Source organism: Stenotrophomonas sp. 28608_Sma (assembly GCF_056486185.1).
Map to the genome: position 1 here is coordinate 2,090,204 of NZ_CM151308.1, position 23,308 is coordinate 2,113,511.

A 23,308-nucleotide genomic window follows, 5' to 3' on the forward strand; every position below is an offset into this window, starting at 1 on the left:
GCGCCATGGTGTTTACGCAGCCGCTTCGAATACCAATAGAAATTCGCGAAGGAATCGTTGAATCCGAGAGCGAAGAACTATTGTTGCACGCACCATTCGTGCAGGCCGCGACGTCAGTAGACGCATTCGCGCAGCTGCTCTGTCGATAGCGAATCCAAGTGGCGCAATCGCCCACGCCACAAGCGAATAGCGCGACGGCCTTCTTTGCAACAGTTCTTAGTGAGCCTTGCCAAGCAACGGCGCGTGATCAGCCACACACCGCGAAAAGCGGTTCAAACACGACACCGCCAACGAGCCTCCCACCTTCAACCAACGCCATCCTCACCCGCATTACCCACCAGCAACTCAATCATCGCCCGCGCCGCAGCCGACTGCCGCCGATGCGGCGCATAGATCACCGAGAACGGCCGCGACCGCCCACGCAGCTGCGGCAATACCTCCACCAGCTCCCCCCGCTGCAACCGCTCGCGCACGATGAACGCATAGCTCTGGCAGATGCCGATGCCCTGTTCGGCCAGCGACACCAGGCCCAGCACATCGTCGGAGGTCTCGATGGACGAACGCGGCAGCCAGTCCACGTCGCGCCCGCCGTCGCGGAAGATCCATGGCGCCAACCGCCCAGTACGCGGCATCACGAAGGGCAGGCACAGGTGCTGCTGCAGATCGTCCAGCGTCTGCGGCGTACCGCGGCGCTGCAGGTACTCCGGCGAAGCCACCAGCAGCAGTGGCGCGTCTTCCAGCTTTCGCCCCACCAGCCCGCTGTCCGGCAGCTGGCCCAGGCGGATGGCCAGGTCGAAGCCTTCGGCCACCAGGTCCACGTTGCGGTTGGTGATGTTCAGTTCCACCTGCACCTGCGGGTACTGCTGCGCAAAGCGCGCCAGCACGGGCGGCAGCCGGTAGTGGCCATAGGTGGTGGGCACGCTCAGGCGCACGCGGCCGGCCAGCGCACCGTCCTGGGCCAGTACGTCGCGCTCGGCGTCGTCCAGCAGCCCGAAGGCGGTGCGCACCTGTTCCAGGTAGAGCCGCCCGGCGTCGGTCAGGCCCACGCGGCGGGTGGTCCGCTGCAGCAGCTGCCGGCCCAGCCGCGCTTCCAGGCGGGTGACCGCGCGGCTCAGCACCGAGGGCGTGGTGGACAGCGCCGCCGCGCCGGCCGTGAACGAGCAGTGCTCGACCACCGCCAGGAACACCTCCACATCGCCCAGGTAGTCGAACTTGCGGCTCATTTGGCTCTCCGGGGAACAGATGTTTTGCGATGAGGCCAATTTATCGCCGCTGGGGCGATGAATAAAGTGGCGTCATTCCCCGATAGGAGCTCCCCATGAACCTGATGACCCGGCTGGCCGCAGCGCTGGCCCTGACCCTGGCCGCCACCGGCGTGCATGCCGCCAACGTGCTGGTGGTGCTGTCTGACGAAAACCACCTGGACCTGAAGGACGGCAAGGTGCTGTCCACCGGCTTCTATCTCAACGAGCTGATGCAGCCGGTCAAGCTGCTGCTGGACGCGGGCCACGAGGTGACCTTCGCCACGCCGCAGGGGCGGGCGCCGACGGTGGACGTATCCTCGGTGACGGCGGCGTACTTCGGCAACGATGCCGCGCAGCTGACGCTGCACAAGGAACTGCTGGAGAAGCTGGCGCTGACCTCGCCGACGGCCTCGCCGGTGGTCAGCCTGGCGCGCGTCGAGCAGCAGGGCTACGCGCGTTTCGATGCGGTCTACATTCCGGGTGGCCACGCGCCGATGCAGGACCTGCTAAAGAGCCCGGCGCTGGGCCGGCTGCTGGCCGACTTCCACCAACGCAACAAGACCACCGCGCTGGTCTGCCACGGGCCGATCGCGCTGCTGTCCACGCTGCCGGATGCGGATGGTTTCGTGGCGAAGCTGGAGGTGGGTGCGATGCCGGCTACGCCGAAGTGGATTTACAGCGGCTACCAGATGACGGTGATCAGCAACCAGGAAGAGGCGCTGGCTAAACCGCAGTTGGGTGGTGGCGAGATGAAGTTCTACCCGCAGACCGCGTTACAGCGGGCGGGTGCGAAGTTCAGCAGCAATGCCACGCCGTGGACGGGGCATGTGGTGGTGGACCGTGAGCTGATTACCGGGCAGAACCCGGCTTCGGCGTTGGAGGTGGGGCAGCGGTTGGTGGAGCGGTTGAAGTAGGGCGGGGCCTGCATCGCGTGCGGTGCCGTGGCACCATGGCGGACTGGCCTCGTCCTTCCGGGCGGGGGCCGGTTTTCCACGGAAGCCCTACAACACGACATGCGAACGTCTTTTTTCATTCTCCCCGCCCTGTGCCTTGGCTTGCTGTCCGGCTGTGCCAGTGGCCCGGAGGAGCACGCCTCAAGCCGCGAAATCACCGGCGCATTCGTGGCCGACGACGGCCAGCTGTACCTGCTGCCGCGCTTTGAAGAACCGATGCGCTTCAATGCTGCACCGTTCCGCGAGTACCGCGCGCTGATGGACAGCCCGCTGCGCGAGGCGGTGGCCTGCGCGCAGATGTACTTCCATGAGGACTGGCGCGACCCGGCCGACAAGGCCAAGGTGCACGGCAGCTATGCGCTGCTGCTGCGGCCGGAGCAGGTGACGCCGGAACAGGCCGCGCAGTTCAAGCTGGAGCGGATTGAGGTGCTCCCGCGTGAGGCGAAGTATGTGGATGAGCGGGCGCGCTACTACCTGCCGCAGGATCGGAGCCGTTATGCGCTGGCGTTTGATCGGGCCTGCAATCTTTCAAAGAAGGGCGGCAGCTATTACAGCGCGCTGTTCGAGGGCGATGGCGAGCGGGTGAAGTTGCCGGACGCTGCTGCGTTGGCGGAGAAGGGGAAGCTGGCGCAGCCGATCAGTGCGCGGGCGCAGCGGATCCTGCCGGAGCGGGAGGACAAGCCGGGTGTTGGGGCGGCGGCCGGCAAGGTGCTGGGCGCGGCGTTGATTCCTGTGGCGGTTCCGGTGTTTGTGTTGAGCCTGCCGTTCCTGGGGCCGGATCATTGGAAGTGAAAAGGCGTTGAGGGAGAGTCATCCACGCATGGTGTGGATCTATCCCCTGAAAGTTCATCCTGGAGATCTGTGTGCCCAGCACGCTGGAAACTGCTTTGAAGACCGTAGGTTTCATTGTCCTTGCGGCGCTTCCGTTGGTGATCCTCTGGTTTACCCTTCGGCGAATGTCGGCAACTGCTCGCTCGTCCGTGAAATCGGGGCTGCGTTTGGATCCTCCTCGCCGGATCTCCGGAACATCCATGACCTTGGTGATGGTGGATGGCAAAGAGGATCGCGAGCACTATTTCTTTGATGCGGCGTCCTTTTACCTGCGGCGTGGGCCGGTGCCCACGGCGGTTCCGCTTTCGCAGATCACCTCAGTCACACGAACGTCCGACAAGATCTACGGGCGCTATGTCTGGCAGGTGTGCTTCAGCAAAGCATCGGGCAGAAAGTGCGTGACGTTTACCAACAACCTGACGCTGTTCAACCGCGACTTCCTGCTGTTCCTGGAGGCGGTGCGGAAGGCTAATCCGCTCGCGACCGTTGATCGAGCGAGCGTCCTCTTCTAGAGCGTGTTTCAAGTTCGGTATGAACAGTGTCACTGCAATGGCATCACAGCGCGCAGCCCCTGTTCGACCGATGTGATCGATGAGAAATGGGCGTTTGTTGCGCGGTATCTGATGCCGAAGCATTCTCATGCGGGGCAGTGCAAGTATGATCTGCGATGAACACGCAAAGCCCGTAACATGGAACGAGGTCCGCTCGTTTCTGCGCGCGATGCGAAGCGTGGGCCTTGTCACCTGTGACGAAGACGCATTTGAGACAATTGTCGAGACGATTTACGTTTGTGGCATGCGGTCAATCTCTGCGGAGTAGTTCCTGATGATGTGCCGATCGACGCTGGATGTACCCCTGATTCACGCCTACGCGCTTCCTCTCGGCATAGATGCTTCAAGGATCACGCTGCCTCACCGGCAACTTGGAACGAGCACCGGTGGCGTTGAGCTTGGCAAGTTCCGCATGCACAGCGGTCGCAACGTCTTCGTGCTGCGCAGGGACCGTAGCTCTGTTCTCGTCACAGCCAGAGGGGATACTGACTTGATTCTGGACCGACGTCTTCACGAACAGCTCAAAGCATGCTTGGATCAGGTACGTGAGACCGGCGGCCATCGAGGAAGATTGCAATGATCAGCAGGAAGTACTGGTTTACCAGGAAAAAGTACGGATGGGGTTGGGGGATGCCGTGCGCGTGGCAGGGCTGGCTTGTGTACGCAGTCGCATTCGGCCTGCTGCTGGCAGGTCCGTTTCTGTTCTCTCCATTTCGCGAGCCCATCGCGTTTCAGCTCTACACGTGGGCCGTAGTGTTGGTCCTTGTCCTTATCTGCTGGATGAAAGGCGCTCCGCCCGGTTGGAGGTGGGGGGAGTAGAACGGCCGCAGAAGCTATTTTCGGACGTGTTCGATCCGCCGGGCAAAGCATGGATGCATTGCCCTTGTGGGAGTCGGACAGTATCGCCAGCAAGCCACGGCTGCGCCCCCTCTGAGGTGTACCGTCCGTTTTGAATGAACGCTGGATACTTCCCTCGGCGGGTACCGAACGCGTTCTAACCGTTGATTGACCAAGGTAGCGTCGCTTAAAGGGGGCGCCGGTGAAGCTACACTGACCACCTACGCCCGATGGAAGCTCGCCCATGTTCTCTGGAAAGGTTGCGGTGGTCACCGGCTCCACCGGCGGTATCGGTCTTGGCATCGCCACCGCGTTGGCGCGGCAAGGTGCCGATATCGTGCTGAACGGCTTTGGCGATGCGGCGGAGATCGAACGCATCCGTACCGAACTGGAAACCGAGTTCGGCGTACGGGTGGTGCACGATGGGGCCGATCTTTCCCGTGGCGAGGCAGTGCGCGGCATGATCGATCGCGCCGTTGCGACGATGGGACGCATCGACATCCTGGTGAACAACGCGGGCATCCAGCACACCGCGTCGATCGAGGAATTCCCCGTCGAGAAGTGGGATGCGATCCTCGCGCTGAATCTCTCGGCCGTATTCCATGCCACGGCGGCGGCCTTGCCGCACATGAAGCAGCAGGGTGCCGGCCGCATCATCAACATCGCCTCGGTGCATGGGCTGGTGGGTTCGGTGAACAAGTCGGCCTATGTGGCGGCCAAGCATGGCGTGGTCGGGTTCACCAAGGTGACCGCGCTGGAGAATGCGGGCACCGGCATCACCGCCAATGCCATCTGCCCGGGCTGGGTGCGAACGGCGCTGGTCGAGCAGCAGATCACCGCGTTGGCCGAGCGCGAGGGCACAGATCAGGAGACCGCCGCCCGCGCGCTGCTGACCGAGAAGCAGCCTTCGTTGCAGTTCGTGACGCCCGAGCAGCTGGGGGAGATGGTGGTGTTCCTGGCTTCGGACGCTGCGGCGCAGATCACTGGCACGGCGCTGCCGGTGGATGGGGGCTGGACGGCGCGCTAGCGGGCTGAGATTTCAACTGCGGCAACTGCGTGTTTCCTGAGTGAGTGTCCACCAAACTCTGACGTGCCCAGGTGACGTGCCGGTGCGCTTGCCCCGTGCTTGCAGGCATGAGGTCAGTGTTCGCATGCTACAGAGCAGTAGCTTTTTTCCAATCCTGTATGCCATATCAACAATCTGGATTCGCGAGCCCGATCGTCATGTCAAGCAATGAAGTGAAAATTCCTGGCAACCGTGGGTCTGCAAGAAAGAACAGGGACAACGATAGGTGCATGGCTCATCTTCGCGCCAAATGGCGGAAGATCCTGACCAAGAGGTTTGACTACTTCTTCCAGAAGTCGCCGGAATGTGGTCAGCGTATGGAGTTGGTCATTGACTGCATACTTCAAGGCCTGGAATCTATCTTCTTGAGATTTTCGGAGTTGAAGGATACTCAGTTCAATGCGCAAGTCATGCACGATGATGTCGGCATATATTCCCAGAGGATGGCCGAAATGCTGTTCTACTATCAGCTTCTCGGAATGGGTTTCGATGAGATCAGGAGCGATGATGCCGGGCCTGACTTTATTGCAATGAGCAATGGGGAGACGTTCTGTTTCGAGGTGGTCACTCCAACGCCACAATCCGACGTCAGAAATCTCATTGAGCAGAGAAGGTTGGAGCCGGAAGATCGTGATGCGGTTTTCCGTGAGCGATTGCTGTCGGTCACATCGGCTATCAGGGGCAAGCTGGACCAGTTTGAGCGTCACAAGGCTGCCGGGCATGTGCCAGACGGCGCGCATTACATAATCGTCATCAATGATTCGATGCTGCTGCCCTATAGCCAGCCCTGGTACGGTGTGCTGAGTGAACTCTGCTTTGGTGACAGCACTTTGCCCATTTCAGTAGACGCAACAATTGGCTCTGGGGACCTCGACTTCTCTGATCTCCGCGGCGAAGCATCTTCTGGGGACGGGGAAATCCAGTGCCAGAGTGTCACCATGAGGAGTAGTTACGGGGTTTCCGTCAATGGCGGCGAGGTGAGCACTCCAGAGGAATCCTGGGTGCGGTTGAGAATGAGAAAAAAAATCCCCACTAGAAAAAATACCGATACCATTGATGTTGATATAATTGAATCCGTCGGCGTGGCTGCAATTTATCAAATAACCTTGCGTGAGGATTTGATGTTCTTTCATTCCTTCAAGGCCCATCAGCAAGTAAAGCCCCCTTCGGCTCTGATTAGCTCGGTGAAGACCAGGGATGTGGTGAGGAAGTCTCTGTTTGCCACTTCGATGTATGCCAAGGATGAGGCGCTGGTGCAGCCGCATATGTCATCTGCACGTCTGTTTGGCTTTGAGCCGGACGAATACAACAGTTCGGCCGTTTACAAATATTTTTTCGTGCCCTACCTGAAGGGTGGGGAGTTTTATCAAGCGCCACAGGGTGTAGGCTAGATGGCTTGCTCGCAGCGAGGTTGAACTCTGGCAACGACAAAGCCATCTCCGCGACCCTGTTGAGTGTGCTTGGCCAACAGCTGAGCAGATGCAAACGCATAAGCAGCAGCGATCTGGTCTGGAAGCTGCTCTCCGCCACGCCCTGTACTGCGTCGGTCGCAGCGCCGCAGATGCCGGTAGACATGGTTCTCTGCGGGAAGGAATGCCGAAATGGGCGGAGACGGGGGCGGCGGTGGCAGCGTAGCGCTGCAGGCTCAACCTGTCGGCTTCGCAAACACATCCAACCCCTTGCCCGTCTCCAACAACGACTTCAGGCTCGACAGCACGATCGGCCAGCCCTGGCGGATGCCGGTATCCATGCCACTGCCGGGTTCAAGCTCGTCGTGGGTAACCGTCAGCCGCACCATGTCCTGGTAGGGCACGATGTCGAAGGTGACGCGGCTGTAGGCATCCGGGTTCTCTGCCTGCGAGGCGGCGGCCCAGGTGATGACCAGCCGCGAGGGTGGGGTGCTTTCCACCACTTCGCCGACCAGCTCGACCGAGCGCGTTTCGTTGGCGCGCACATGCTGCCAGCGCGAGCCGGGTTTCCAGTCCGAGACGTTTTCGTGGCCCCAGTAGCGGCTGGCGATCTCGGGGCGGGTGATGGCCTCGAACACCTTCTGCGGCGTGGAGGCGATGTAGATCACGTGGATGAAGCGGGTGGACTCTGCGGACATCGTCATTCTCCTTCCAGTTCTCGTTTCAGGTCATGCAGCAGGCTCAGGCGCTGTTGCTCGAACTTGCGTACCCAGCGTTCGTACACCTCGTGCAGCGGCACCGGGTTGATGAAGTGCAGCTTCTCGCGGCCACGGCGCACGGTGCTGATCAGGTTGGCGTCTTCCAGCAGGCCCAGGTGCTGGGTGACCGATTGCCGGGCCATGTCCAGGTGCTCGCACAGCTGGCCGAGCGTCTGCCCGTTGTCTTCGCAGAGCAGATCCAGCAGCGTCCTGCGCGTGGGGTCGGCCAGTGCCTTGAACACCTTGTCTGCATTCATGCGGGGCGTCTTCAGTTCCAGTTGTCGATCCTGATGTCGTGTGGGTTGGGCTGGCCCTTGCCGGATTCCACCAGCGCCTTGAGGCTGAGCAGGAACACCGCCCACTTGGTGCTGCAGTGGGAGGTGAACTCGACGCGCTCTTTCCAGCCTTCATGGGTGAACAGCACGATGCAGTAGTCGCTTTCCTGTTTCAGCACGAAGCGCGCGTGGGTGCCGATCCATTCGGCAGGGCCGGCGACGAACTGCCAGAGCACGAGCTCGCCTGGAACAAGCTGCTCAAGTTTCATTTCCATGGCACCGATTTCCTGGCCATTGGCGGTGAAGCGCACGTTGACCGAGCCTCCGGTTTCGCGGTCGCCGTGGGTGTCTTCAGCCCACCAGGCGGCGACGCCTTCGGGGGTTGCCAAGGCCTCGTACACTTGGCTTGCATGGGCCTTGATGCCGACCCTGTGTGCGATATCGACCATTGCAGGTTCCTCACTTGGGCGGACAGGCGCCGTCCTTGGGTGGACTATAGGCAGGTAAATGCCTGCATGTCAAATCCGGTGGACGGGGGGCTGGATCAATACACTGGGCACCTGCCAGGCATGGCCTGGCACTACTGGATCTACGGGACGTCAAGGAGTGCAGGCATGACTGAAGCTGGAAAGGAAATCTTGAACATCCGCCGCGCCAACGTAGACGATGCCCCTGCGGTGCTGATGCTCTTCGACGAAGTCATCGAATGGTTCGTGTCGATCGGCAACCTGCAGCAGTGGGGCAGCGAACCGTGGTCCACGATGCTGCGCCGGATCACCCAGGTGACCGATGCGTGCGCGCTGCCGGGTGCATGGGTGGCGCAGAACGAGCAGGGTGACGTGCGCGCGTTCCTGGCGCTGGGCGAGTCGATGCCCTATGTGCCTGCGCCCACCGGCCCGGAACTGTATGTACGGGTACTGGTGGCATCGCGTGATGCGCGCGTGCGTGGCATCGGCCGGCGCCTGATGGCCTTTGCCGATGAGCAGGCGCGCGCTGCCGGGCTCGACCATCTGCGTGTGGACTGCTACGGCGGTGGCAACGGTGATCTGGTGCGCTTCTATGAGACCTGCGGCTACACGCGCATCGCGCCGTTCATTGTGGATGGCTGGCCGGGCATGCTGCTGGGGCGACAGCTCTGACGTGGCTGCGTCACTCGGTCGCAGCCTGTGTGCAGGAAACGGTACATCGGTTCGGCGCTAGAGTAGGGGCATGACCTGCATGGAATGGCTGTGTCATTCCACTGCGGGTTCCTGATGACCCCCTCCAGGAAGGAGCAACGCATGTACTACAGCAGTGGCAACTACGAAGCCTTCGCGCGCCCGCGCAAGCCCGCCGGTGTCGATGGCAAGCGGGCTTGGTTCGTCGGTTCGGGCCTGGCCTCGCTGGCCGGCGCCGCGTTCCTGGTGCGCGACGGCCGCATGGCCGGTGAGCGCATCACCATTCTCGAGCAGCAGCAGATTCCCGGCGGCGCGCTGGATGGCCTGAAGGTGCCGGAGAAGGGCTTCGTGATCCGCGGCGGCCGCGAGATGGAAGACCACTTCGAGTGCCTGTGGGATCTGTTCCGCTCGATTCCGTCGCTGGAGATCGAGGATGCCAGTGTGTTGGACGAGTTCTACTGGTTGAACAAGGATGATCCGAACTATTCGCTGCAGCGTGCCACGATCAATCGCGGCGAAGATGCGCACACCGACGGCCTGTTCACGCTGAGCGAGCAGGCGCAGAAGGACATCATCGCGCTGTTCCTGGCCACCCGGCAGGAGATGGAGAACAAGCGCATCGACGAGGTTCTGGGCCGCGACTTCCTGGACAGCAATTTCTGGCTGTACTGGCGCACCATGTTCGCCTTCGAGGAATGGCATTCGGCGCTGGAGATGAAGCTGTACCTGCATCGCTTCATCCACCATATCGGCGGCCTGCCGGATTTCTCGGCGCTGAAGTTCACCAAGTACAACCAGTACGAATCGCTGGTGCTGCCGCTGGTGAAGTGGCTGCAGGACCAGGGCGTGGTGTTCCAGTACGGCACCGAGGTGACCGACGTTGCCTTCGATCTGGCGGCCGGCCGCAAGCAGGCCACCCGTATCCACTGGACGCGCGAGGGCGTGGCGGGTGGCGTGGATCTGAGCGCGGATGACCTTGTGTTCATGACGATCGGTTCGTTGACCGAGAATTCGGACAACGGCGATCATCAGACGGCTGCGCGTTTGAACGAGGGGCCGGCGCCCGCCTGGGACCTGTGGCGCCGCATTGCCGCGAAGGATGAGGCCTTTGGCCGCCCGGATGTATTCGGCGCGCACATTCCGCAGACCAAGTGGGAGTCGGCGACGGTGACCACGCTGGATGCACGCATTCCGGCCTACATCCAGAAGATCGCCAAGCGCGACCCGTTCAGTGGCAAGGTGGTGACCGGCGGCATCGTCAGTGTGCGTGACTCGCGCTGGTTGATGAGCTGGACGGTGAACCGCCAGCCGCATTTCAAGAACCAGCCCAAGGATCAGATCGTGGTCTGGGTGTATTCGCTGTTCGTGGATACGCCTGGAGACTACGTGAAGAAGCCGATGCAGGACTGCACCGGCGAAGAGATCACCCGCGAGTGGCTGTACCACCTGGGCGTGCCGGTGGAGGAGATCGACGAATTGGCCGCGACCGGCGCGAAGACGGTGCCGGTGATGATGCCGTACATCACCGCGTTCTTCATGCCGCGCCAGGCCGGTGATCGCCCGGACGTGGTGCCGGAGGGTGCGGTGAACTTCGCCTTCATCGGACAGTTTGCCGAATCGAAGCAGCGCGACTGCATCTTCACCACTGAGTATTCGGTGCGCACACCGATGGAAGCGGTGTACACCCTGCTGGGGATCGAACGCGGTGTGCCCGAGGTGTTCAATTCCACCTATGACGTGCGCTCGCTGCTGGCGGCGACCGGTCGGCTGCGCGATGGCAAGGAACTGGATATTCCCGGCCCGGCGTTCCTGCGTAACCTGCTGATGAACAGGCTGGACAAGACCCAGATCGGTGGTCTGCTGCGCGAGTTCAAGCTGGTACAGGAGGACTGAGCGCGCGTCAGTGTGGAGGGGAGCGCGCCGGCAACGCCGCGGATCAGTCGGCCAGCACGGTTCCCGCTCCTTCGCCATAGGTTGCCCTGGCGCTGCCACACACCGCGTAGGTGGCAGCGCTGGCTGGCAGGCCAGTGGCCTTGATGCCGCGCCGCGAATCGCCGTCAAACACTTCGGCGTAGCGTTCGGCGGCCAGCGCGTCATCGGGCAGCATGTAAAGCAGGACGCGCTGCAATGTGGATTGTCCCTGCAGTGGCTGCGGCTGCCGGAACGCGGGCACCTGCACGCGCGCGCTGTGCCACCGCGTCGGCGCGTCTGCAGTCTGCCAGCGTACCTGCAGGGGCAGGTTGAGCGGCAACAGCGCGGGGCTGACCGGGTAGCCGTAGGCCGTGCAATCCCGGGGCGCTTCCGGGATGTTCGCGATGGCCCCGTCGCCGATGTCCAGTGTGAGGCCATTGATTTCCATCCGCAGGATGGGCGCACTGCCGTAGTTGTGGATCTTGAACAGCGTCAGGCCTTCGAAGCGGCTGCGCTCCAGATCATCGGTGGAGAAGCCACTGAGGCGTGCGAGCGCGGGCGCGACCTCTACGTGATCGCTGTAGTGGTAGTAGATATGCACGAGCTCGGGTGTACCCGCGCGTCGCCAGGCCGCGTTGAATGGCGCAAGGTCAGGGTAGGTCCGACGGACCAGCGGCACATCGGTGACGGCGCGATCTCCAGACGGTGTGGCGTAGCGGTAGTGGTCGACGGAGGGCTTCAGGCGCGCTTGTTCATACGGGAAGGCCCTGTCTGCATCGGACTGCGGGTTGGGGTAGCGGTGGAAGGCCAGGAAGCGCTGGGGCGTTTCGCCCTGCATGGGTAGATCCGGACCAGCGCCGGAGCCGGTGGACGCGTACGGTGAGTTATCCAGCCACAGGGGGTGCCCGCTGAGGTTGATATGCATCTCCGCGATGGGCGCACGCGAGCCACCGGCAACGCTGTCCCAACTGCGTTGCAGGGAGAGCAACACGGGGACGATGAGCAGGGCCGCGGTGGTCGGCGCGAACATCAACGCGTGTACACGGCCGGGCATGCGCCCGCGCTGCCGCACCATGTAGCGCAGCCACACCAGCAGCAGGACCAGCAGCAACGGGACGCCGACCCAGATCGCGATGGTGGCCAGCGCCACGACGCCCCAACCCAGGTTGGGGCTGGCCACGGCAATCAACGAGAGCGTGGCGATCAGTGCCGCCAACAGCAGCGATACGCCGATTCCGACGCGGTAGGTCCTGTAGGGGCTGTCGGTCATCACCGGTCCGTCGGCAGTGCGGGGCATGCCCCTATAGTGCAGTGGTGGTGATGGCGTGGAAAGTTGGGAACGAGGGCGCTCAGCAGCCAACCAGGCGGTCGGCACCGATGCCGTTGCGATGCTGGCTGCGGTACTCGGTGGGGCTGGCATCGACCTGGCCACGGAAGTGCCGACGGAACGACTCCTGCGAACCAAAGCCGGCCTGCTCGGCAATCCACTGCAGTGGCCGGTCGGTGGTTTCCAGCAGCTCACGCGCGAAGGCCACACGCTCGCGGATCAGCCAATCGATGGGCGACAGGCCGGTGGCTTCCAGGAACTGCCGTTGCAGGGTGCGCTGGCTGAGTGCGGCCTGCTCGGCGAGGCTGCCAAGTGAGTGTGGCTCGCGCAGGTTGCGGCGCATCCACTCCATCAGCTTCGCCAACCGCGTGGGCTCGCCGTTGGGGATGGCCCGGCTGACGCGCTGGCTGCGCCCGGCATCACGCCAAGGTGCCAACACCAATCGCTCGGCCACCAGATTAGCCACGCGCGCGCCGTAATCCTTGCGCACCATGTGCAGCATCATGTCCATGCCCGTGGCCGAGCCGGCCGAGGTGATGATGCTGCCGGTGTCCACGTACAGCACATCCTCGCGCACGTCGATGCGTGGGAAGTCGCGTGCCAGCGCTTCGGTGAGGCGCCAGTGAGTGGTGGCCTGGCGGCCGTCGAGCAGCCCGGCCCAGGCCAGCACGAACGCGCCGGAGCAGATCGACGCGATGCGTGTGCCGCGTGCATGGGCGCGGATCAGTGCATCGAGCAGGGCCTGCGGCGGACGTTCGCTGGGCTCGCGCCAACCGGGGATGACGATGATGTCGGCGTCATCGACGCTGCTGAGATCGTAGGGCAGCTGCACCTGGGTGCTGCCGAGCATGCGCAGCGCTCCGGGTTCGCCCGCGCACAGCTGGGTGCGGTACCAGGCCACGCCCAGTTCAGGCCGTATCGGTGCGAACAGGCCGACCGCACAGCCGAACTCGAACAGCCCCTGGCCGTGGCAAGCGACGATGGCGACGAGTGGTGCGGCGGGATCGGCGGAAGGGCTGTGCATGGCCTGATGCTACGGGTGGTGGTGCGTGGCGCAGAGTGGTGCGAGGGCATGAGGTGATGCCGGGCGGGCATATGGAGGCCGGGGTCGGATCCCTTCCGCAGGAAGGGCTCTGACCCCGTGGAGGGCTGCGTGCCTGGGGTCAGAGCCCTTTCCTTTGGAAAGGGATCCGACCCCGTGTGTTCAGGCCGCCTAACGTCATTACCAGCGGTCATGTGGGTGGCCGGATATGACGGTTGGGTGACGCGATCCCGCCTGTCGTCGCGGGTGAACAGGCCCTTGAATGGAAGCGTGTTTTCGGCCCACCCCCACGAGCCCCCATGCCTGCCGCCTACGCCCCAGCCCTGAGTACTCTCGCTGTCCTGATCGCTGCCGCCCTCGCTGCTACGCCCAGCCATGCCGCGGAAGCCGATGCGGATCCTGCCACCACCGCGGCGACGGCCAACGTTGCTGCATCCACGCTGGATGCGGTGGTGGTGACCGGTTCACGCACCAGCACGCGCACGGTGAAGAACAGCTCCACGCCCATCGATGTGATTTCCGCCGAAGACCTTGCCGCCACCGGCCAGGGCAACCTGCTGGAAGCGCTGCAGCGCAGCCTGCCGTCGCTGAGCCAGATCGGCGGCTACCAGAGCGACCAGGAAAGCCTGATCCGCGGCTACCAGCTGCGCAATCTGTCGCCGGGCTACACGCTGGTGCTGGTCAACGGCAAGCGCCGCAATGCCAGTGCCTATGTGAGCGGTGCCAATGGGGGCGGCTTCCCCGGCCATGCGTGGGCAGACCTGGCGCTGATTCCGGTCTCGGCCATCGACCATGTGGAAGTGCTGCGTGATGGTGCCTCCGCCATCTACGGCTCGGACGCGATCACCGGCGTGGTCAACGTGATCCTGAAGTCGCAGGCGCACGGTGGTGATGTGTCGGTGGAGAGCGGGCAGAGCACCGATGGTGATGGTTCGCGAACCAGCGTGCGCGCCAACGTCGGCCTGCCTTGGGGCCAGGATGGCTTCATCAACCTGTCCGGCGAGACCACCCGCCAGCATCATGCGATCCGTACCCGTCGCTACATCGACGGCTACCTGAGCTACCCCGCCGTGGATGGCAGCGGCAATCTGGTGGCGCTGCGGCCGAACAATCGTTTGCCAGCGGGTGCTGCGCCGAACCCGGCCGAGGCCAACCGCGATGCCGAGGCCAACACCATCCTCAGCTCGCCGTCGTATGCGCTGAAGGCCTTCGCGGTGAACGTGGGCCATGGCCTGGGCGAGAGCGCGCAGTTCTACGCCAATGCCACGGCCAGCGATCGCACCGCACAGGCGATCCAGAATTTCCGTCTGCCGGCGACCATCTTCACCACTTACAGGGCTCCCGGCATTCTGAGCGTGTTTCCCGATGGCTTCCTGCCGGTGCTGGAAACCAAGGAAAAGCAGTACACCGGTACGGCCGGGGTAAAAGGCCAGATCGCGGGTTGGGACTACGACGCCAGCCTGACCGGCAACCGCAGCACCGTGCGCACCTATACGCGTAACTCGGTGAACTACTCGCTGCCGTATCCCGGTTCACCCACCGACTTCTATGACGGCAAGCTGGACTACCAGCAGGGCATCGCCAACCTGGACCTGCGCCGCGGCTTCGAGGTGGCGGCATTTGCTTCGCCGCTGGAGGTGAGCGCGGGCGCCGAGTATCAGCGCGAACAGTACGAGCGTGGAGCAGGGCAGTGGGAGTCGTATACCGGCTTCGGCGCTGCAGCCTTCGTCGGCTATTCAACTGCCGACGCGGTGAAGGCGACCCGCAACAGCAAGGCGGTGTACGTGGGTGCGGCCACCAATATCACCTCACGCTGGTACCTGGATGCGGCCGCGCGCTGGGAAGACCATTCCGATTTCGGCAGTGTCTCTACCGGCCGCCTGACCACGCGCTTCGACTTCACCGACGCGCTGGGTGTGCGTGCCACGGTCAGCAATGGCTTCCACGCGCCCAGTCTGGGTGCGCAGTTCTACCAGGCCACCGGCAGTTGCCCGTGCGGGACCACGCTGGTGGCGCAGGTGTCTTCGCCCGCGGCGATTGCGTTGGGTGCCACACCGCTGAAGCCGGAAAAGGCCACCAACTACAGCCTGGGCGTGACCTGGGACCCGAGCCCGGCGTTCCATCTGGCGGTGGATGCCTATCAGATCGACATCCGCGGCCAGCTCGGCCAGTCCAGCCAGATCGGCTACAACGCGCAGGATCCGGCGCGCGTCACCGACAACAGCGGCACGGTGCTGAGTGCGGCGCAGAAGAACACCATCGATGCGCTGCTGGGTTCGGCCGGCATCAGCATCCTGCCGGGTGATGCGTTCTACGCCAGCTACTTCACCAACGTGGGCAATACCCGTACACACGGTGTGGAGTTGACCCTGGAGGCGAACCAGGAAACCGAGTGGGGCAAGCTGCGCTGGAGTTACGCGGCCAACGTCGGCCGCACCACCATCCAGAAAGTCAGTGGCATTCCGGCGGCGCTGCAGGGCCTGCCGAACATCAACCTGCTGACCAGATCCAGCGAGTATGCGCTGCGCTTCCGCACGCCCAGCTACACGCAGGTGGCGGGGCTGGGCTGGCAGAACGGGCGCTGGCGCTCGAATCTGGACTTCACCTACTACGGCCCGATCAAGCGCCTGAACAACGGCGTGGAGTACAGGCAGCCGCCGGTGCTGGTGACCAACCTGTCCGGTGGCGTGGAGCTGGGTGCGGGCTGGAGTGCGGCGCTGGGCATCAACAACGTGTTCGACAAGCGCACCCGCAAGGTGCCGGAGTATGCGCGCAGTGCCACCGATGTGGCGAGTATCGAGACCACGTGGGACAGCGGCGATGTGCTGAGCAATGTGGGGGCGTATTGGTTTGGCCGGGTCAGTTACCGGTTCTGAGGTGGGAAGCAGTCGAGCATGGCTCGACTCTACAAAAGCGAAGGGCAGCCGAGCATGGCTCGGCTCTACACGGGAGCAGTTCATGTCTTCTGCATTGAGGGTGGTTGCATTGGTGGGGTCACCGACCAGCTCGGCGACGTCGCGCACGTTGTTGCTGGTACGGCATCTGCTGGACTCGCTGCAGCAGCGGGTGCACGCCAGCGTTGAACTGGTGGAGCTGGCGACGATCGCGCGCGCGCTGGGTCAGTCGCTGTCGCGCGGTGAGGTGGAGCCGGCGGTGGAACAGGCACTGCAGACCATCGAGGCGGCGGAGCTGCTGGTGGTGGCCGCGCCGGTGTATCGCGGCTCGTATCCCGGGTTGTTCAAGCACCTGGTCGACTTCATCGAGCTGGAGGCGCTGGTGGATACGCCGGTACTGCTGGCAGCCACCGGCGGCAGCGAGCGACATGCGCTGGTGATCGACCACCAGCTGCGGCCGTTGTTCAGTTTCCTGCAGGCGCACACGCTGCCGATCGGGGTGTATGCCACGTCCGCCGACTTCGAAGGCGAGCACATCAGCAGCGCGGCCCTGCAGGCGCGCATCGAACTGGCGACCGAGCGTGCGGCCGGGCACTTGGCCACGCAGGCGCAGGCGCTGACGGTAGCGGCGCCGCTGCGACGTATTGCCTGACGCCATAACCGGCGGCGCTTTGCTTATGGCTACGCCGCATCTGCGTGGCCGGATCTGACCGCCGATTGTCGCCAGCCGTCGCTGCTGCGGCTGCTGGCATCTCTAGCATCGATATCGAAGCGGCATCGCATTGCCGGCCCCGATGAGGACGACCCCTGTGACTTTCGACGCAGCAAGCAAACCCATCCTGTTCCTGCTCGACCGTGAGTTCGAGGACGGCCAGATTCCCGGCCAGCGCTTTTTCTGCCGGCACAGCCTGTTGCTGGAGGGCGCGCTGTCGAGCATCGATGGCCTTGACGCGCAGCTGGACGTGCGCCGCATCGGTTTCGCGCGGCCGCGCCGCGAGGTGATTGCCGAGATCGGCGAGCAGGACCAGTCGCTGCCGAAGCTGGTGCTGCCGCAGGGCGTGCACAGCGAGCTCGCCAGTGGCGCGCACCAGGATCGCCAGTACGTCTCCGGCGCCGAGCCGATCCTGGCCGCGTTGAACGGCTTGCTCGGCATTCCCGTGGCCCACCCCTGAGCGAGGACGTGACCATGAGCTATCAGATCAGCGTGCTGGACAAGAGCCCGGTGGCCGAAGGTGCCTCGCCGGAGCAGGCGCTGCGCAACAGCCTGCAGCTGGCGCAGCGCGCCGAGCAGCTGGGCTACCACCGCTACTGGTTTGCCGAGCACCACGCTGCGCCGACGCTGGCCAGCCCTGCACCGGAAGTGCTGGCTGCGTGGGTGCTGGCGCAGACCCGGCGCATCCGCATCGGCAGTGGTGGGGTGATGCTGCGCCACTACGCGCCGTACAAGGTGGCGGAGAACTTCAACCTGCTGTCGGCGCTGGCGCCCGGGCGTGTGGATCTGGGTGTGGGCAAGGCCCCCGGTGGCCTGCCGGCCTCGACCGCGGCGCTGGCGGCCGGGCGTCCGGCGTTCGCCGACTTCGACCAGCAGCTGCGCGACCTGGAAGGCTATCTGTCGGGGGCAGACACCGAGGCGCTGGCCCGACCGGTGCCGCAGCAGGCGCCGGAGCGCTTCCTGCTCGGTGCCAGCCCCCAGAGCGCGCAGCAGGCGGCCGAGCTGGGCTGGCGCTTTGTCTATGCCGCGCATTTCGATGGTGACCCGAAGCACATCGAAGCTGCGTTCGACGCCTATCACAGCGTCTCCTCGCAGCCACCGCTGCTGGCCACGGTGGCGTTTGCCGCACCAACTGCCGAGGCCGCTGCCCGGCACGTCGGCGCGTTGCGGGTCTACAAGCTGCATCTTGGTCCCGGGCAGACGGTGAACCTGCCCAGCCCCGAAGCAGCTGCCGAGTATGCGCGCCAGGTGGGCGTAGCCGACTTCCGCATCGAGGAAACGCGCCCCAGCGTGTTGTCCGGTGATGCGCAGCACGTGCGTGACGAACTGGACGCACTGCACCGGCGCTTCGGTGTGGGCGAGTTCATCCTCGATGCGCCGGTGGCCGACCTCGACGCACGCCTGACATCCCTTGAACTGCTGTCGCCCGCGCCGCGCGCGGCGGTGGCCTGACCTTCAGGAGCGATTCCCATGAGCACGACCCCGCGCCACATTCCGTTCGGCATCATGCTGCAGGGCCCTGGCAGCCACATGCATGCCTGGAAGCATCCCTCCAATCCGGCCGATGCCAGCGTCAACCTGCAGTTCTACATCGACATCGCGCGCACCGCCGAGGACAACGGCATCGCCTTCGGCTTCGTAGCCGACGGCCTATACATCAACGAGAAGTCGATTCCGCATTTCCTCAACCGCTTCGAGCCGATCTCGCTGCTGTCGGCGCTGGCCACGGCGACGAAGAAGATCGGCCTGGCGGGCACGCTGTCGACCTCCTACAGCGACCCGTTCACCGTGGCCCGGCAGTTCGCTTCGCTGGACCTGCTCAGCGGCGGGCGTGCCGGTTGGAACGTAGTGACCTCGCCACTGGAGGGCTCGGGCCGCAACTACGGCCGGCCGCATCCGGAGCACGCGCTGCGCTACCAGATCGCCGACGAGTACCTGGACATAGTGCAAGGGCTGTGGGATTCCTGGGACGACGATGCCTTCGTGCGTGAGCGCGACAGCGGCACGTTCTTCGCACCGGATAAGTTCCGTCGGCTCGACCACAAGGGACGCTTCTTCCAGGTGGAGGGGCCGCTCAACATCCAGCGCTCGCCCCAGGGCCAGCCGGTGATCTTCCAGGCAGGTTCGTCCGACGATGGCATCGCGCTGGCCGGCAAGTACGCCGATGCGGTGTTCACCCATTCGCCATCGCTGGAGGAGACCCGCGCGTTCACCCAGAAGGTGAAGAACTCGGCGATCGCCCACGGCCGCAGCGGCAATGACGTGAAGATCTTCCCGGGCATCGGCCCCATCGTCGGCCGCACCGCGGAGGAGGCTGAAGCCAAGTACCAGGCGATCGCCGCACTGGCCACGCTGGAGGATGCGCTGGCGTACCTGGGGCGCTTCTTCGACCATCACGATTTCAGCCAGTACGATCCAGACGCGCCGTTCCCGGAGCTGGGTGACATCGGCAGCAATTCGTTCCGTTCCACCACCGACCGCATCAAGCAGGATGCGCGTGAGAAGGGCCTGAGCCTGCGCCAGGTGGCACTGGAAGCCGTGAGCCCACGACCGAACTTCATCGGCACGCCGGAGCACGTGGCCGATGAGCTGATCCGCTGGTTCGATGCCGGTGCCAGCGACGGTTTCATTCTTGGATTCGCCGCACAGCGCGAAGGCCTGGACGATTTCGTGACCCAGGTGCTGCCAATCCTGCAAGCGCGCGGCTACCACCAGCGCGAGCTGGAAGGACAGACCCTGCGCGCGCATCTGGGCCTGCCGTACAAGGCCAGCCGCCATGCGACCGATGCCGAACCGGCGCGGAAGGTGGGGTAGGGCGATGAGCGGAGAATCGGCAGCAGCACCGGGCCATGCCCGGCGGAATTCCCCAACGACTGGCGTGCTGCCTGAAATCGCGGCACGCGGCGAGGCGGCCATCGCGATCCGCCATGACCTGCATCGGCACCCGGAGCTGGCTTTCGAGGAGCACCGCACCAGCGCACGCGTGGCTGAGCTGCTGCAGCAATGGGGCTATGAGGTCACCACCGGTCTCGGTGGCACCGGCGTGGTCGGCACGCTGCAGCGCGGGCAGGGCAGCCGACGCCTCGGCCTGCGTGCCGACATCGATGCACTGCCGATCCATGAGGATTCCGGCCTGGCCTACGCCAGCCAGAACGAGGGGCTGATGCATGCCTGCGGCCACGATGGGCATACCGCCATCCTGCTGTCCGCGGCGCACTACCTGGCCCATCACGGCCGCATCGACGGCACCCTGCAGCTGGTGTTCCAGCCGGCCGAGGAAACCGGTTCGGGGGCCTCGAAGATGATTGCCGACGGCCTGTTCGAACGCTTCCCGGTGGATGCGATCTATGGGCTGCACAACTGGCCGGGCGTGCCGGTGGGGCACTTCGGCTTCGTCGACGGTCCGGCGATGGCGTCGGTGGACTGGGCGCGGCTGAAGGTGATCGGCAAGGGCGGTCACGGCGCCGAGCCGCAGGGCAGCGTCGACCCGATCCTTGCAGCAGCGCACATCGTTACCGCGCTGCAGAGCGTTGTCTCGCGCAATGTGGATCCACGGCAGATGGGCGTGGTCACCGTCGGTTCGATTCACGGCGGGCAGGCCGCCAATGTGATTCCAGACGTGGTCGAGCTGAAGCTGACCGTGCGCGCCTACCTGCCGGAAGTGCGCGACACGTTGCGGCGCCGGGTCACCGAGATCGCCGAGCAGACCGCCGCCGCGTTCGGCGCGCGCGCGGAGATCGAGTTCCCGCGTGGCTTCCCGAGCGTGATCAACCACCCTGAGCAGACCGCCTACATCCGTGAGGTGGCCGTACAGGGCTTCGGCAGCGAGCAGCTGGTACCGGAGTTCGCGCCACGCACGGCCAGCGAGGATTTCGCCTTCCTGCTGCAGGCGCGGCCGGGCAGTTTCGTGTTCGTCGGCAACGGCGACAGCGCACCGCTGCACAGCCCGCGCTATGTGTTCAACGACGCCGCCATCGCGCCCGCTGCCAGCCTGTGGGCGCGGCTGGCTGAAGACTATCTGGTGAAGGACGTGGCATGAGCAGCAACGAACGCTTCCTCTACACCTCGGTGGACGATCCACTGGCCCGTCCACTGTTCGATGGACTGGAACAGGAGTACGACAGCCGCTATGCCGACGTGCGCCGCCGCATCGGTGGCAGCGCCCGCGAGGAGCTGCAGCGCTACCCGGCGCAGGCCTTTGCTGCCCCGGTTGGCGCGTTCGTGTTGCTGCTGCGCGATGGTGTGGCGATCTCCGGCGGTGCCTTCATGCCGCACCGCGATCCGGACACCGCCGAGTTCAAGCGCATCTGGACGCTGCCGGGCCTGCGCCGCCAGGGCATCGCGCGGCGTGTACTGCAGGAACTGGAGGACCAGGCGGCGCGCCAGGGTTACCGACGGGTGTTCCTGACCACCGGCTTCCGCCAGCCTGAAGCCGTCGGCCTGTACCTCAGCCACGGCTACACCGCGCTGTTCGATCTGGAGGCCGATCCGGAATCCATCGCCCACTTGCCGTTCGAGAAGCACCTGGGCGTATCGGCGCCAGCCGCCGTGCCATCACAGACCGAGCTGCACGGAGCCCACGCATGAGCACGCCTTCGACTGCGCTGGATGGCATTGCCACACGCCCGGCGCCCACCCCGGCGTTGAAGATCGTGCCGGCCCGGCATCCGCTGCAGGTGGTCGGAACCCTCCTCGCGTTGGCGCTGATCCTGATCGGGCTGCAATCGGTGTTGGGCAATCCGCGCTGGGGCTGGGGCACCTTCGCCGAGTGGTTCTTCGCACGCCCGGTGCTGGAAGGCCTGGGCCGTACGCTGCTGCTGACCGCACTCGGTACCGGCCTCGGTTTCGCGCTGGGCACCCTGCTGGCGTTGGCCCGCGTGTCCGGTTCGCCGCTGCTGTCGGCGGTGTCGTGGGGCTATGTGTGGCTGTTCCGTTCGATCCCGCTGCTGGTGCTGTTGTTGTTGTTGAACAACCTGGGCTACCTGTACAGCACCATCGAGCTGGGCGTGCCGTTCACCGGCATCAGCCTGTTCTCGTACCCGACCACGCAGCTGATCGGTGTGTTCACCGCCGCAGTGCTGGGCCTGACCTTGAACCAGGCCGCGTTCTCGGCCGAGGTGATCCGTGGCGGCATTCTGTCGGTCGATCACGGCCAGTACGAGGCTGCGGCCGCGCTTGGCCTGCCGCGTGGTCGCCAGGTGCGCCGCATCATCCTGCCGCAGGCGATGCGTTCGATCCTGCCGGCCGCGTTCAACGATGTGATCGGCCTGGCCAAGAGCACCTCGGTGGTCTACGTGCTGGCGCTGCCGGAGCTGTTCTACACCGTGCAGGTGATCTACCGGCGCAACCTGGAAGTGGTGCCGCTGCTGATGGTGGCCACGGTCTGGTACCTGGTGATCCTGACCGTGCTGTCGCTGCTGCAGCGGCGCGTGGAGCAGCGCTTTGCGCGCGGCCAACTGCAGCGCGAGCGTTCGGTATCGCGTGTCTCGTCACCGAGGCGCGCCACAGGTGAGGCTGCACCGCGCGTGGTCAATCGCCCGTGCATCGCCGCGCAGGTTGAAGCGGGCGAGGGGGCATCGGTGTCGCTGCATGGCGTAGGCAAGGTGTTCGGCGACCAGCCGGTGCTGGAAGACGTGAACCTGGAGCTGCGCGCTGGCAGCGTGACCGTGCTGATCGGCCCGTCCGGCGCTGGCAAGTCCACGTTGCTGCGGCTGATCAACCACCTGGAACGTGCCGACAGCGGTTACGTAACCGTCGGCGGCCAGCTGATCGGCTACCGCCGCGATGGCGACACCCTGTACGAGCTGCCCGAACGTGAGATCCGCCGCCGTCGTGCGGAAGTGGGCATGGTGTTCCAGGGCTTCAACCTGTTCCCGCACCTGACCGCGCTGGAGAACATCATCGAGGCGCCGATCGCGGTGCGCGGCGTGCCGCGTGCGCAGGCCGAGCAGCAGGCGCGCACGCTGCTGGAACGGGTCGGCCTGGCCGACAAGGCCGATGCCTTCCCGCGCCAGCTGTCCGGCGGCCAGCAGCAGCGCATCGCGATTGCCCGCGCACTGGCGCTGCAACCGAAGGTGCTGCTGTTCGATGAACCGACCTCGGCACTGGACCCGGAGCTGGTAGCCGAAGTGCTTAGCGTGATCGAGGAGCTGGCAAGCTCCGGCACCACGCTGGTGATTGTCACCCACGAACTGAGCTTCGCCCGCCGCGTGGCCGACCACGTGGTGATGATGGACCAGGGGCGGGTGATCGAGCAGGGCACGCCCGAGGCGCTGTTCGAGCGCCCACGCCAGCAACGCACCGCCGATTTCCTGGCCAAGACCCTGTAACCCCGGAAGGAA

General features: G+C 64.6%; 21 protein-coding genes. 15 read left to right on the plus strand and 6 right to left on the minus strand.

The genetic code is table 11. The features are described 5' to 3' along the window. Window positions 1-305: 305 nt before the first annotated feature. The gene (locus ACZLHH_RS09840) at window positions 306-1,223 is read right to left on the minus strand and encodes a LysR family transcriptional regulator (protein WP_180844122.1); all 918 of its coding nucleotides are present in this window, start codon (window positions 1,221-1,223) and stop codon (window positions 306-308) included. 95 nt (window positions 1,224-1,318) lie between these two features. Here ACZLHH_RS09840 and ACZLHH_RS09845 point away from each other — a divergent pair, with 95 nt between their 5' ends. The 5 genes from ACZLHH_RS09845 (at window position 1,319) to ACZLHH_RS09865 (ending at window position 6,873) form a co-directional block, all read left to right on the plus strand. After that, complete coding sequence (locus ACZLHH_RS09845; protein ID WP_180844121.1) at window positions 1,319-2,158, plus strand: type 1 glutamine amidotransferase domain-containing protein; 840 nt, start codon at window positions 1,319-1,321, stop codon at window positions 2,156-2,158. A gap of 99 nt (window positions 2,159-2,257) precedes the next feature. Next, complete coding sequence (locus tag ACZLHH_RS09850) at window positions 2,258-2,989, plus strand: hypothetical protein (protein WP_180844120.1); 732 nt, start codon at window positions 2,258-2,260, stop codon at window positions 2,987-2,989. A 71-nt stretch (window positions 2,990-3,060) separates the two neighbouring features. Beyond that, window positions 3,061-3,540, plus strand: a complete 480-nt coding sequence (locus ACZLHH_RS09855; RefSeq protein ID WP_288418026.1) for a hypothetical protein — start codon at window positions 3,061-3,063, stop codon at window positions 3,538-3,540. Window positions 3,541-4,660: 1,120 nt separating this feature from the next. Further along, window positions 4,661-5,443: a 3-hydroxybutyrate dehydrogenase gene (locus tag ACZLHH_RS09860; RefSeq protein ID WP_180844119.1), complete on the plus strand. Its 783-nt coding sequence runs from the start codon at window positions 4,661-4,663 to the stop codon at window positions 5,441-5,443. A 269-nt stretch (window positions 5,444-5,712) separates the two neighbouring features. Next, on the plus strand, window positions 5,713-6,873 hold the full coding sequence (locus ACZLHH_RS09865) for a hypothetical protein (protein ID WP_197610056.1): 1,161 nt from the start codon (window positions 5,713-5,715) through the stop codon (window positions 6,871-6,873). A gap of 254 nt (window positions 6,874-7,127) precedes the next feature. Here the strand turns inward: ACZLHH_RS09865 and ACZLHH_RS09870 are convergent, their stop codons facing one another. Genes ACZLHH_RS09870 through ACZLHH_RS09880 form a run of 3 tightly spaced genes read right to left on the minus strand, consistent with a single transcriptional unit; the run spans window position 7,128 to window position 8,373 of the window. After that, on the minus strand, window positions 7,128-7,589 hold the full coding sequence (locus ACZLHH_RS09870) for an SRPBCC family protein (RefSeq protein ID WP_180844117.1): 462 nt from the start codon (window positions 7,587-7,589) through the stop codon (window positions 7,128-7,130). Window positions 7,590-7,591: 2 nt separating this feature from the next. Beyond that, window positions 7,592-7,906 carry an ArsR/SmtB family transcription factor gene (locus ACZLHH_RS09875; RefSeq protein ID WP_005416268.1) on the minus strand — a complete coding sequence of 105 codons (315 nt, stop codon included), beginning with the start codon at window positions 7,904-7,906 and terminating at the stop codon, window positions 7,592-7,594. 11 nt (window positions 7,907-7,917) lie between these two features. Then, the gene (locus ACZLHH_RS09880) at window positions 7,918-8,373 is read right to left on the minus strand and encodes an SRPBCC family protein (protein ID WP_180844116.1); all 456 of its coding nucleotides are present in this window, start codon (window positions 8,371-8,373) and stop codon (window positions 7,918-7,920) included. Window positions 8,374-8,538: 165 nt separating this feature from the next. Here ACZLHH_RS09880 and ACZLHH_RS09885 point away from each other — a divergent pair, with 165 nt between their 5' ends. Both ACZLHH_RS09885 and ACZLHH_RS09890 read left to right on the plus strand, forming a co-directional pair. Next, window positions 8,539-9,063, plus strand: coding sequence for a GNAT family N-acetyltransferase (locus ACZLHH_RS09885; RefSeq protein WP_180844115.1), 525 nt, complete (start codon window positions 8,539-8,541; stop codon window positions 9,061-9,063). Between the two features lie 141 nt (window positions 9,064-9,204). Then, window positions 9,205-10,974 (plus strand): oleate hydratase, encoded by a 1,770-nt coding sequence (locus ACZLHH_RS09890; RefSeq protein ID WP_180844114.1) that lies wholly within the window; start codon window positions 9,205-9,207, stop codon window positions 10,972-10,974. Window positions 10,975-11,017: 43 nt separating this feature from the next. On the opposite strand, the gene ACZLHH_RS09895 is transcribed toward ACZLHH_RS09890, so the two are convergent. Both ACZLHH_RS09895 and ftrA read right to left on the minus strand, forming a co-directional pair. Further along, the gene (locus ACZLHH_RS09895) at window positions 11,018-12,289 is read right to left on the minus strand and encodes a hypothetical protein (RefSeq protein ID WP_478478780.1); all 1,272 of its coding nucleotides are present in this window, start codon (window positions 12,287-12,289) and stop codon (window positions 11,018-11,020) included. 52 nt (window positions 12,290-12,341) lie between these two features. After that, the gene (ftrA, locus tag ACZLHH_RS09900; RefSeq protein ID WP_180844112.1) at window positions 12,342-13,343 is read right to left on the minus strand and encodes a transcriptional regulator FtrA; all 1,002 of its coding nucleotides are present in this window, start codon (window positions 13,341-13,343) and stop codon (window positions 12,342-12,344) included. 317 nt (window positions 13,344-13,660) lie between these two features. Here ftrA and ACZLHH_RS09905 point away from each other — a divergent pair, with 317 nt between their 5' ends. From ACZLHH_RS09905 to ACZLHH_RS09940, 8 genes are all read left to right on the plus strand, one after another. Then, window positions 13,661-16,237 (plus strand): TonB-dependent receptor plug domain-containing protein, encoded by a 2,577-nt coding sequence (locus ACZLHH_RS09905; RefSeq protein WP_180844111.1) that lies wholly within the window; start codon window positions 13,661-13,663, stop codon window positions 16,235-16,237. 82 nt (window positions 16,238-16,319) lie between these two features. Continuing rightward, on the plus strand, window positions 16,320-16,907 hold the full coding sequence (gene msuE / locus ACZLHH_RS09910) for an FMN reductase (protein WP_180844110.1): 588 nt from the start codon (window positions 16,320-16,322) through the stop codon (window positions 16,905-16,907). 142 nt (window positions 16,908-17,049) lie between these two features. Further along, window positions 17,050-17,427 (plus strand): DUF3088 family protein, encoded by a 378-nt coding sequence (locus ACZLHH_RS09915; RefSeq protein ID WP_219634855.1) that lies wholly within the window; start codon window positions 17,050-17,052, stop codon window positions 17,425-17,427. A 14-nt stretch (window positions 17,428-17,441) separates the two neighbouring features. Next, on the plus strand, window positions 17,442-18,419 hold the full coding sequence (locus tag ACZLHH_RS09920) for an MsnO8 family LLM class oxidoreductase (RefSeq protein WP_180844108.1): 978 nt from the start codon (window positions 17,442-17,444) through the stop codon (window positions 18,417-18,419). Window positions 18,420-18,437: 18 nt separating this feature from the next. Then, window positions 18,438-19,781 carry an LLM class flavin-dependent oxidoreductase gene (locus ACZLHH_RS09925; RefSeq protein WP_180844107.1) on the plus strand — a complete coding sequence of 448 codons (1,344 nt, stop codon included), beginning with the start codon at window positions 18,438-18,440 and terminating at the stop codon, window positions 19,779-19,781. A gap of 4 nt (window positions 19,782-19,785) precedes the next feature. After that, complete coding sequence (locus ACZLHH_RS09930) at window positions 19,786-21,006, plus strand: M20 aminoacylase family protein (RefSeq protein ID WP_180844106.1); 1,221 nt, start codon at window positions 19,786-19,788, stop codon at window positions 21,004-21,006. Next, window positions 21,003-21,554, plus strand: coding sequence for a GNAT family N-acetyltransferase (locus ACZLHH_RS09935; protein ID WP_071228934.1), 552 nt, complete (start codon window positions 21,003-21,005; stop codon window positions 21,552-21,554). Before ACZLHH_RS09930 ends, ACZLHH_RS09935 begins: the two co-directional genes overlap by 4 nt. After that, window positions 21,551-23,296: an amino acid ABC transporter permease/ATP-binding protein gene (locus tag ACZLHH_RS09940; RefSeq protein WP_180844105.1), complete on the plus strand. Its 1,746-nt coding sequence runs from the start codon at window positions 21,551-21,553 to the stop codon at window positions 23,294-23,296. The genes ACZLHH_RS09935 and ACZLHH_RS09940 overlap by 4 nt, the downstream gene beginning before the upstream one ends. Window positions 23,297-23,308: the final 12 nt, after the last annotated feature.

Coding starts and splice junctions, on each gene's coding strand:
- ACZLHH_RS09925 (WP_180844107.1), top strand. CDS start 18,438: ATGAGCACGACCCCGCGCCACATTCCGTTCGGCATCATGCTGCAGGGC.
- ACZLHH_RS09905 (WP_180844111.1), top strand. CDS start 13,661: ATGCCTGCCGCCTACGCCCCAGCCCTGAGTACTCTCGCTGTCCTGATC.
- ACZLHH_RS09860 (WP_180844119.1), top strand. CDS start 4,661: ATGTTCTCTGGAAAGGTTGCGGTGGTCACCGGCTCCACCGGCGGTATC.
- ACZLHH_RS09865 (WP_197610056.1), top strand. CDS start 5,713: ATGGCTCATCTTCGCGCCAAATGGCGGAAGATCCTGACCAAGAGGTTT.
- ACZLHH_RS09930 (WP_180844106.1), top strand. CDS start 19,786: ATGAGCGGAGAATCGGCAGCAGCACCGGGCCATGCCCGGCGGAATTCC.
- ACZLHH_RS09850 (WP_180844120.1), top strand. CDS start 2,258: ATGCGAACGTCTTTTTTCATTCTCCCCGCCCTGTGCCTTGGCTTGCTG.
- ACZLHH_RS09940 (WP_180844105.1), top strand. CDS start 21,551: ATGAGCACGCCTTCGACTGCGCTGGATGGCATTGCCACACGCCCGGCG.
- ACZLHH_RS09915 (WP_219634855.1), top strand. CDS start 17,050: ATGAGGACGACCCCTGTGACTTTCGACGCAGCAAGCAAACCCATCCTG.
- ACZLHH_RS09890 (WP_180844114.1), top strand. CDS start 9,205: ATGTACTACAGCAGTGGCAACTACGAAGCCTTCGCGCGCCCGCGCAAG.
- msuE (WP_180844110.1), top strand. CDS start 16,320: ATGTCTTCTGCATTGAGGGTGGTTGCATTGGTGGGGTCACCGACCAGC.
- ACZLHH_RS09895 (WP_478478780.1), bottom strand. CDS start 12,289: ATGCCCCGCACTGCCGACGGACCGGTGATGACCGACAGCCCCTACAGG.
- ACZLHH_RS09870 (WP_180844117.1), bottom strand. CDS start 7,589: ATGTCCGCAGAGTCCACCCGCTTCATCCACGTGATCTACATCGCCTCC.
- ACZLHH_RS09920 (WP_180844108.1), top strand. CDS start 17,442: ATGAGCTATCAGATCAGCGTGCTGGACAAGAGCCCGGTGGCCGAAGGT.
- ACZLHH_RS09875 (WP_005416268.1), bottom strand. CDS start 7,906: ATGAATGCAGACAAGGTGTTCAAGGCACTGGCCGACCCCACGCGCAGG.
- ACZLHH_RS09840 (WP_180844122.1), bottom strand. CDS start 1,223: ATGAGCCGCAAGTTCGACTACCTGGGCGATGTGGAGGTGTTCCTGGCG.
- ACZLHH_RS09885 (WP_180844115.1), top strand. CDS start 8,539: ATGACTGAAGCTGGAAAGGAAATCTTGAACATCCGCCGCGCCAACGTA.
- ftrA (WP_180844112.1), bottom strand. CDS start 13,343: ATGCACAGCCCTTCCGCCGATCCCGCCGCACCACTCGTCGCCATCGTC.
- ACZLHH_RS09845 (WP_180844121.1), top strand. CDS start 1,319: ATGAACCTGATGACCCGGCTGGCCGCAGCGCTGGCCCTGACCCTGGCC.
- ACZLHH_RS09880 (WP_180844116.1), bottom strand. CDS start 8,373: ATGGTCGATATCGCACACAGGGTCGGCATCAAGGCCCATGCAAGCCAA.
- ACZLHH_RS09935 (WP_071228934.1), top strand. CDS start 21,003: ATGAGCAGCAACGAACGCTTCCTCTACACCTCGGTGGACGATCCACTG.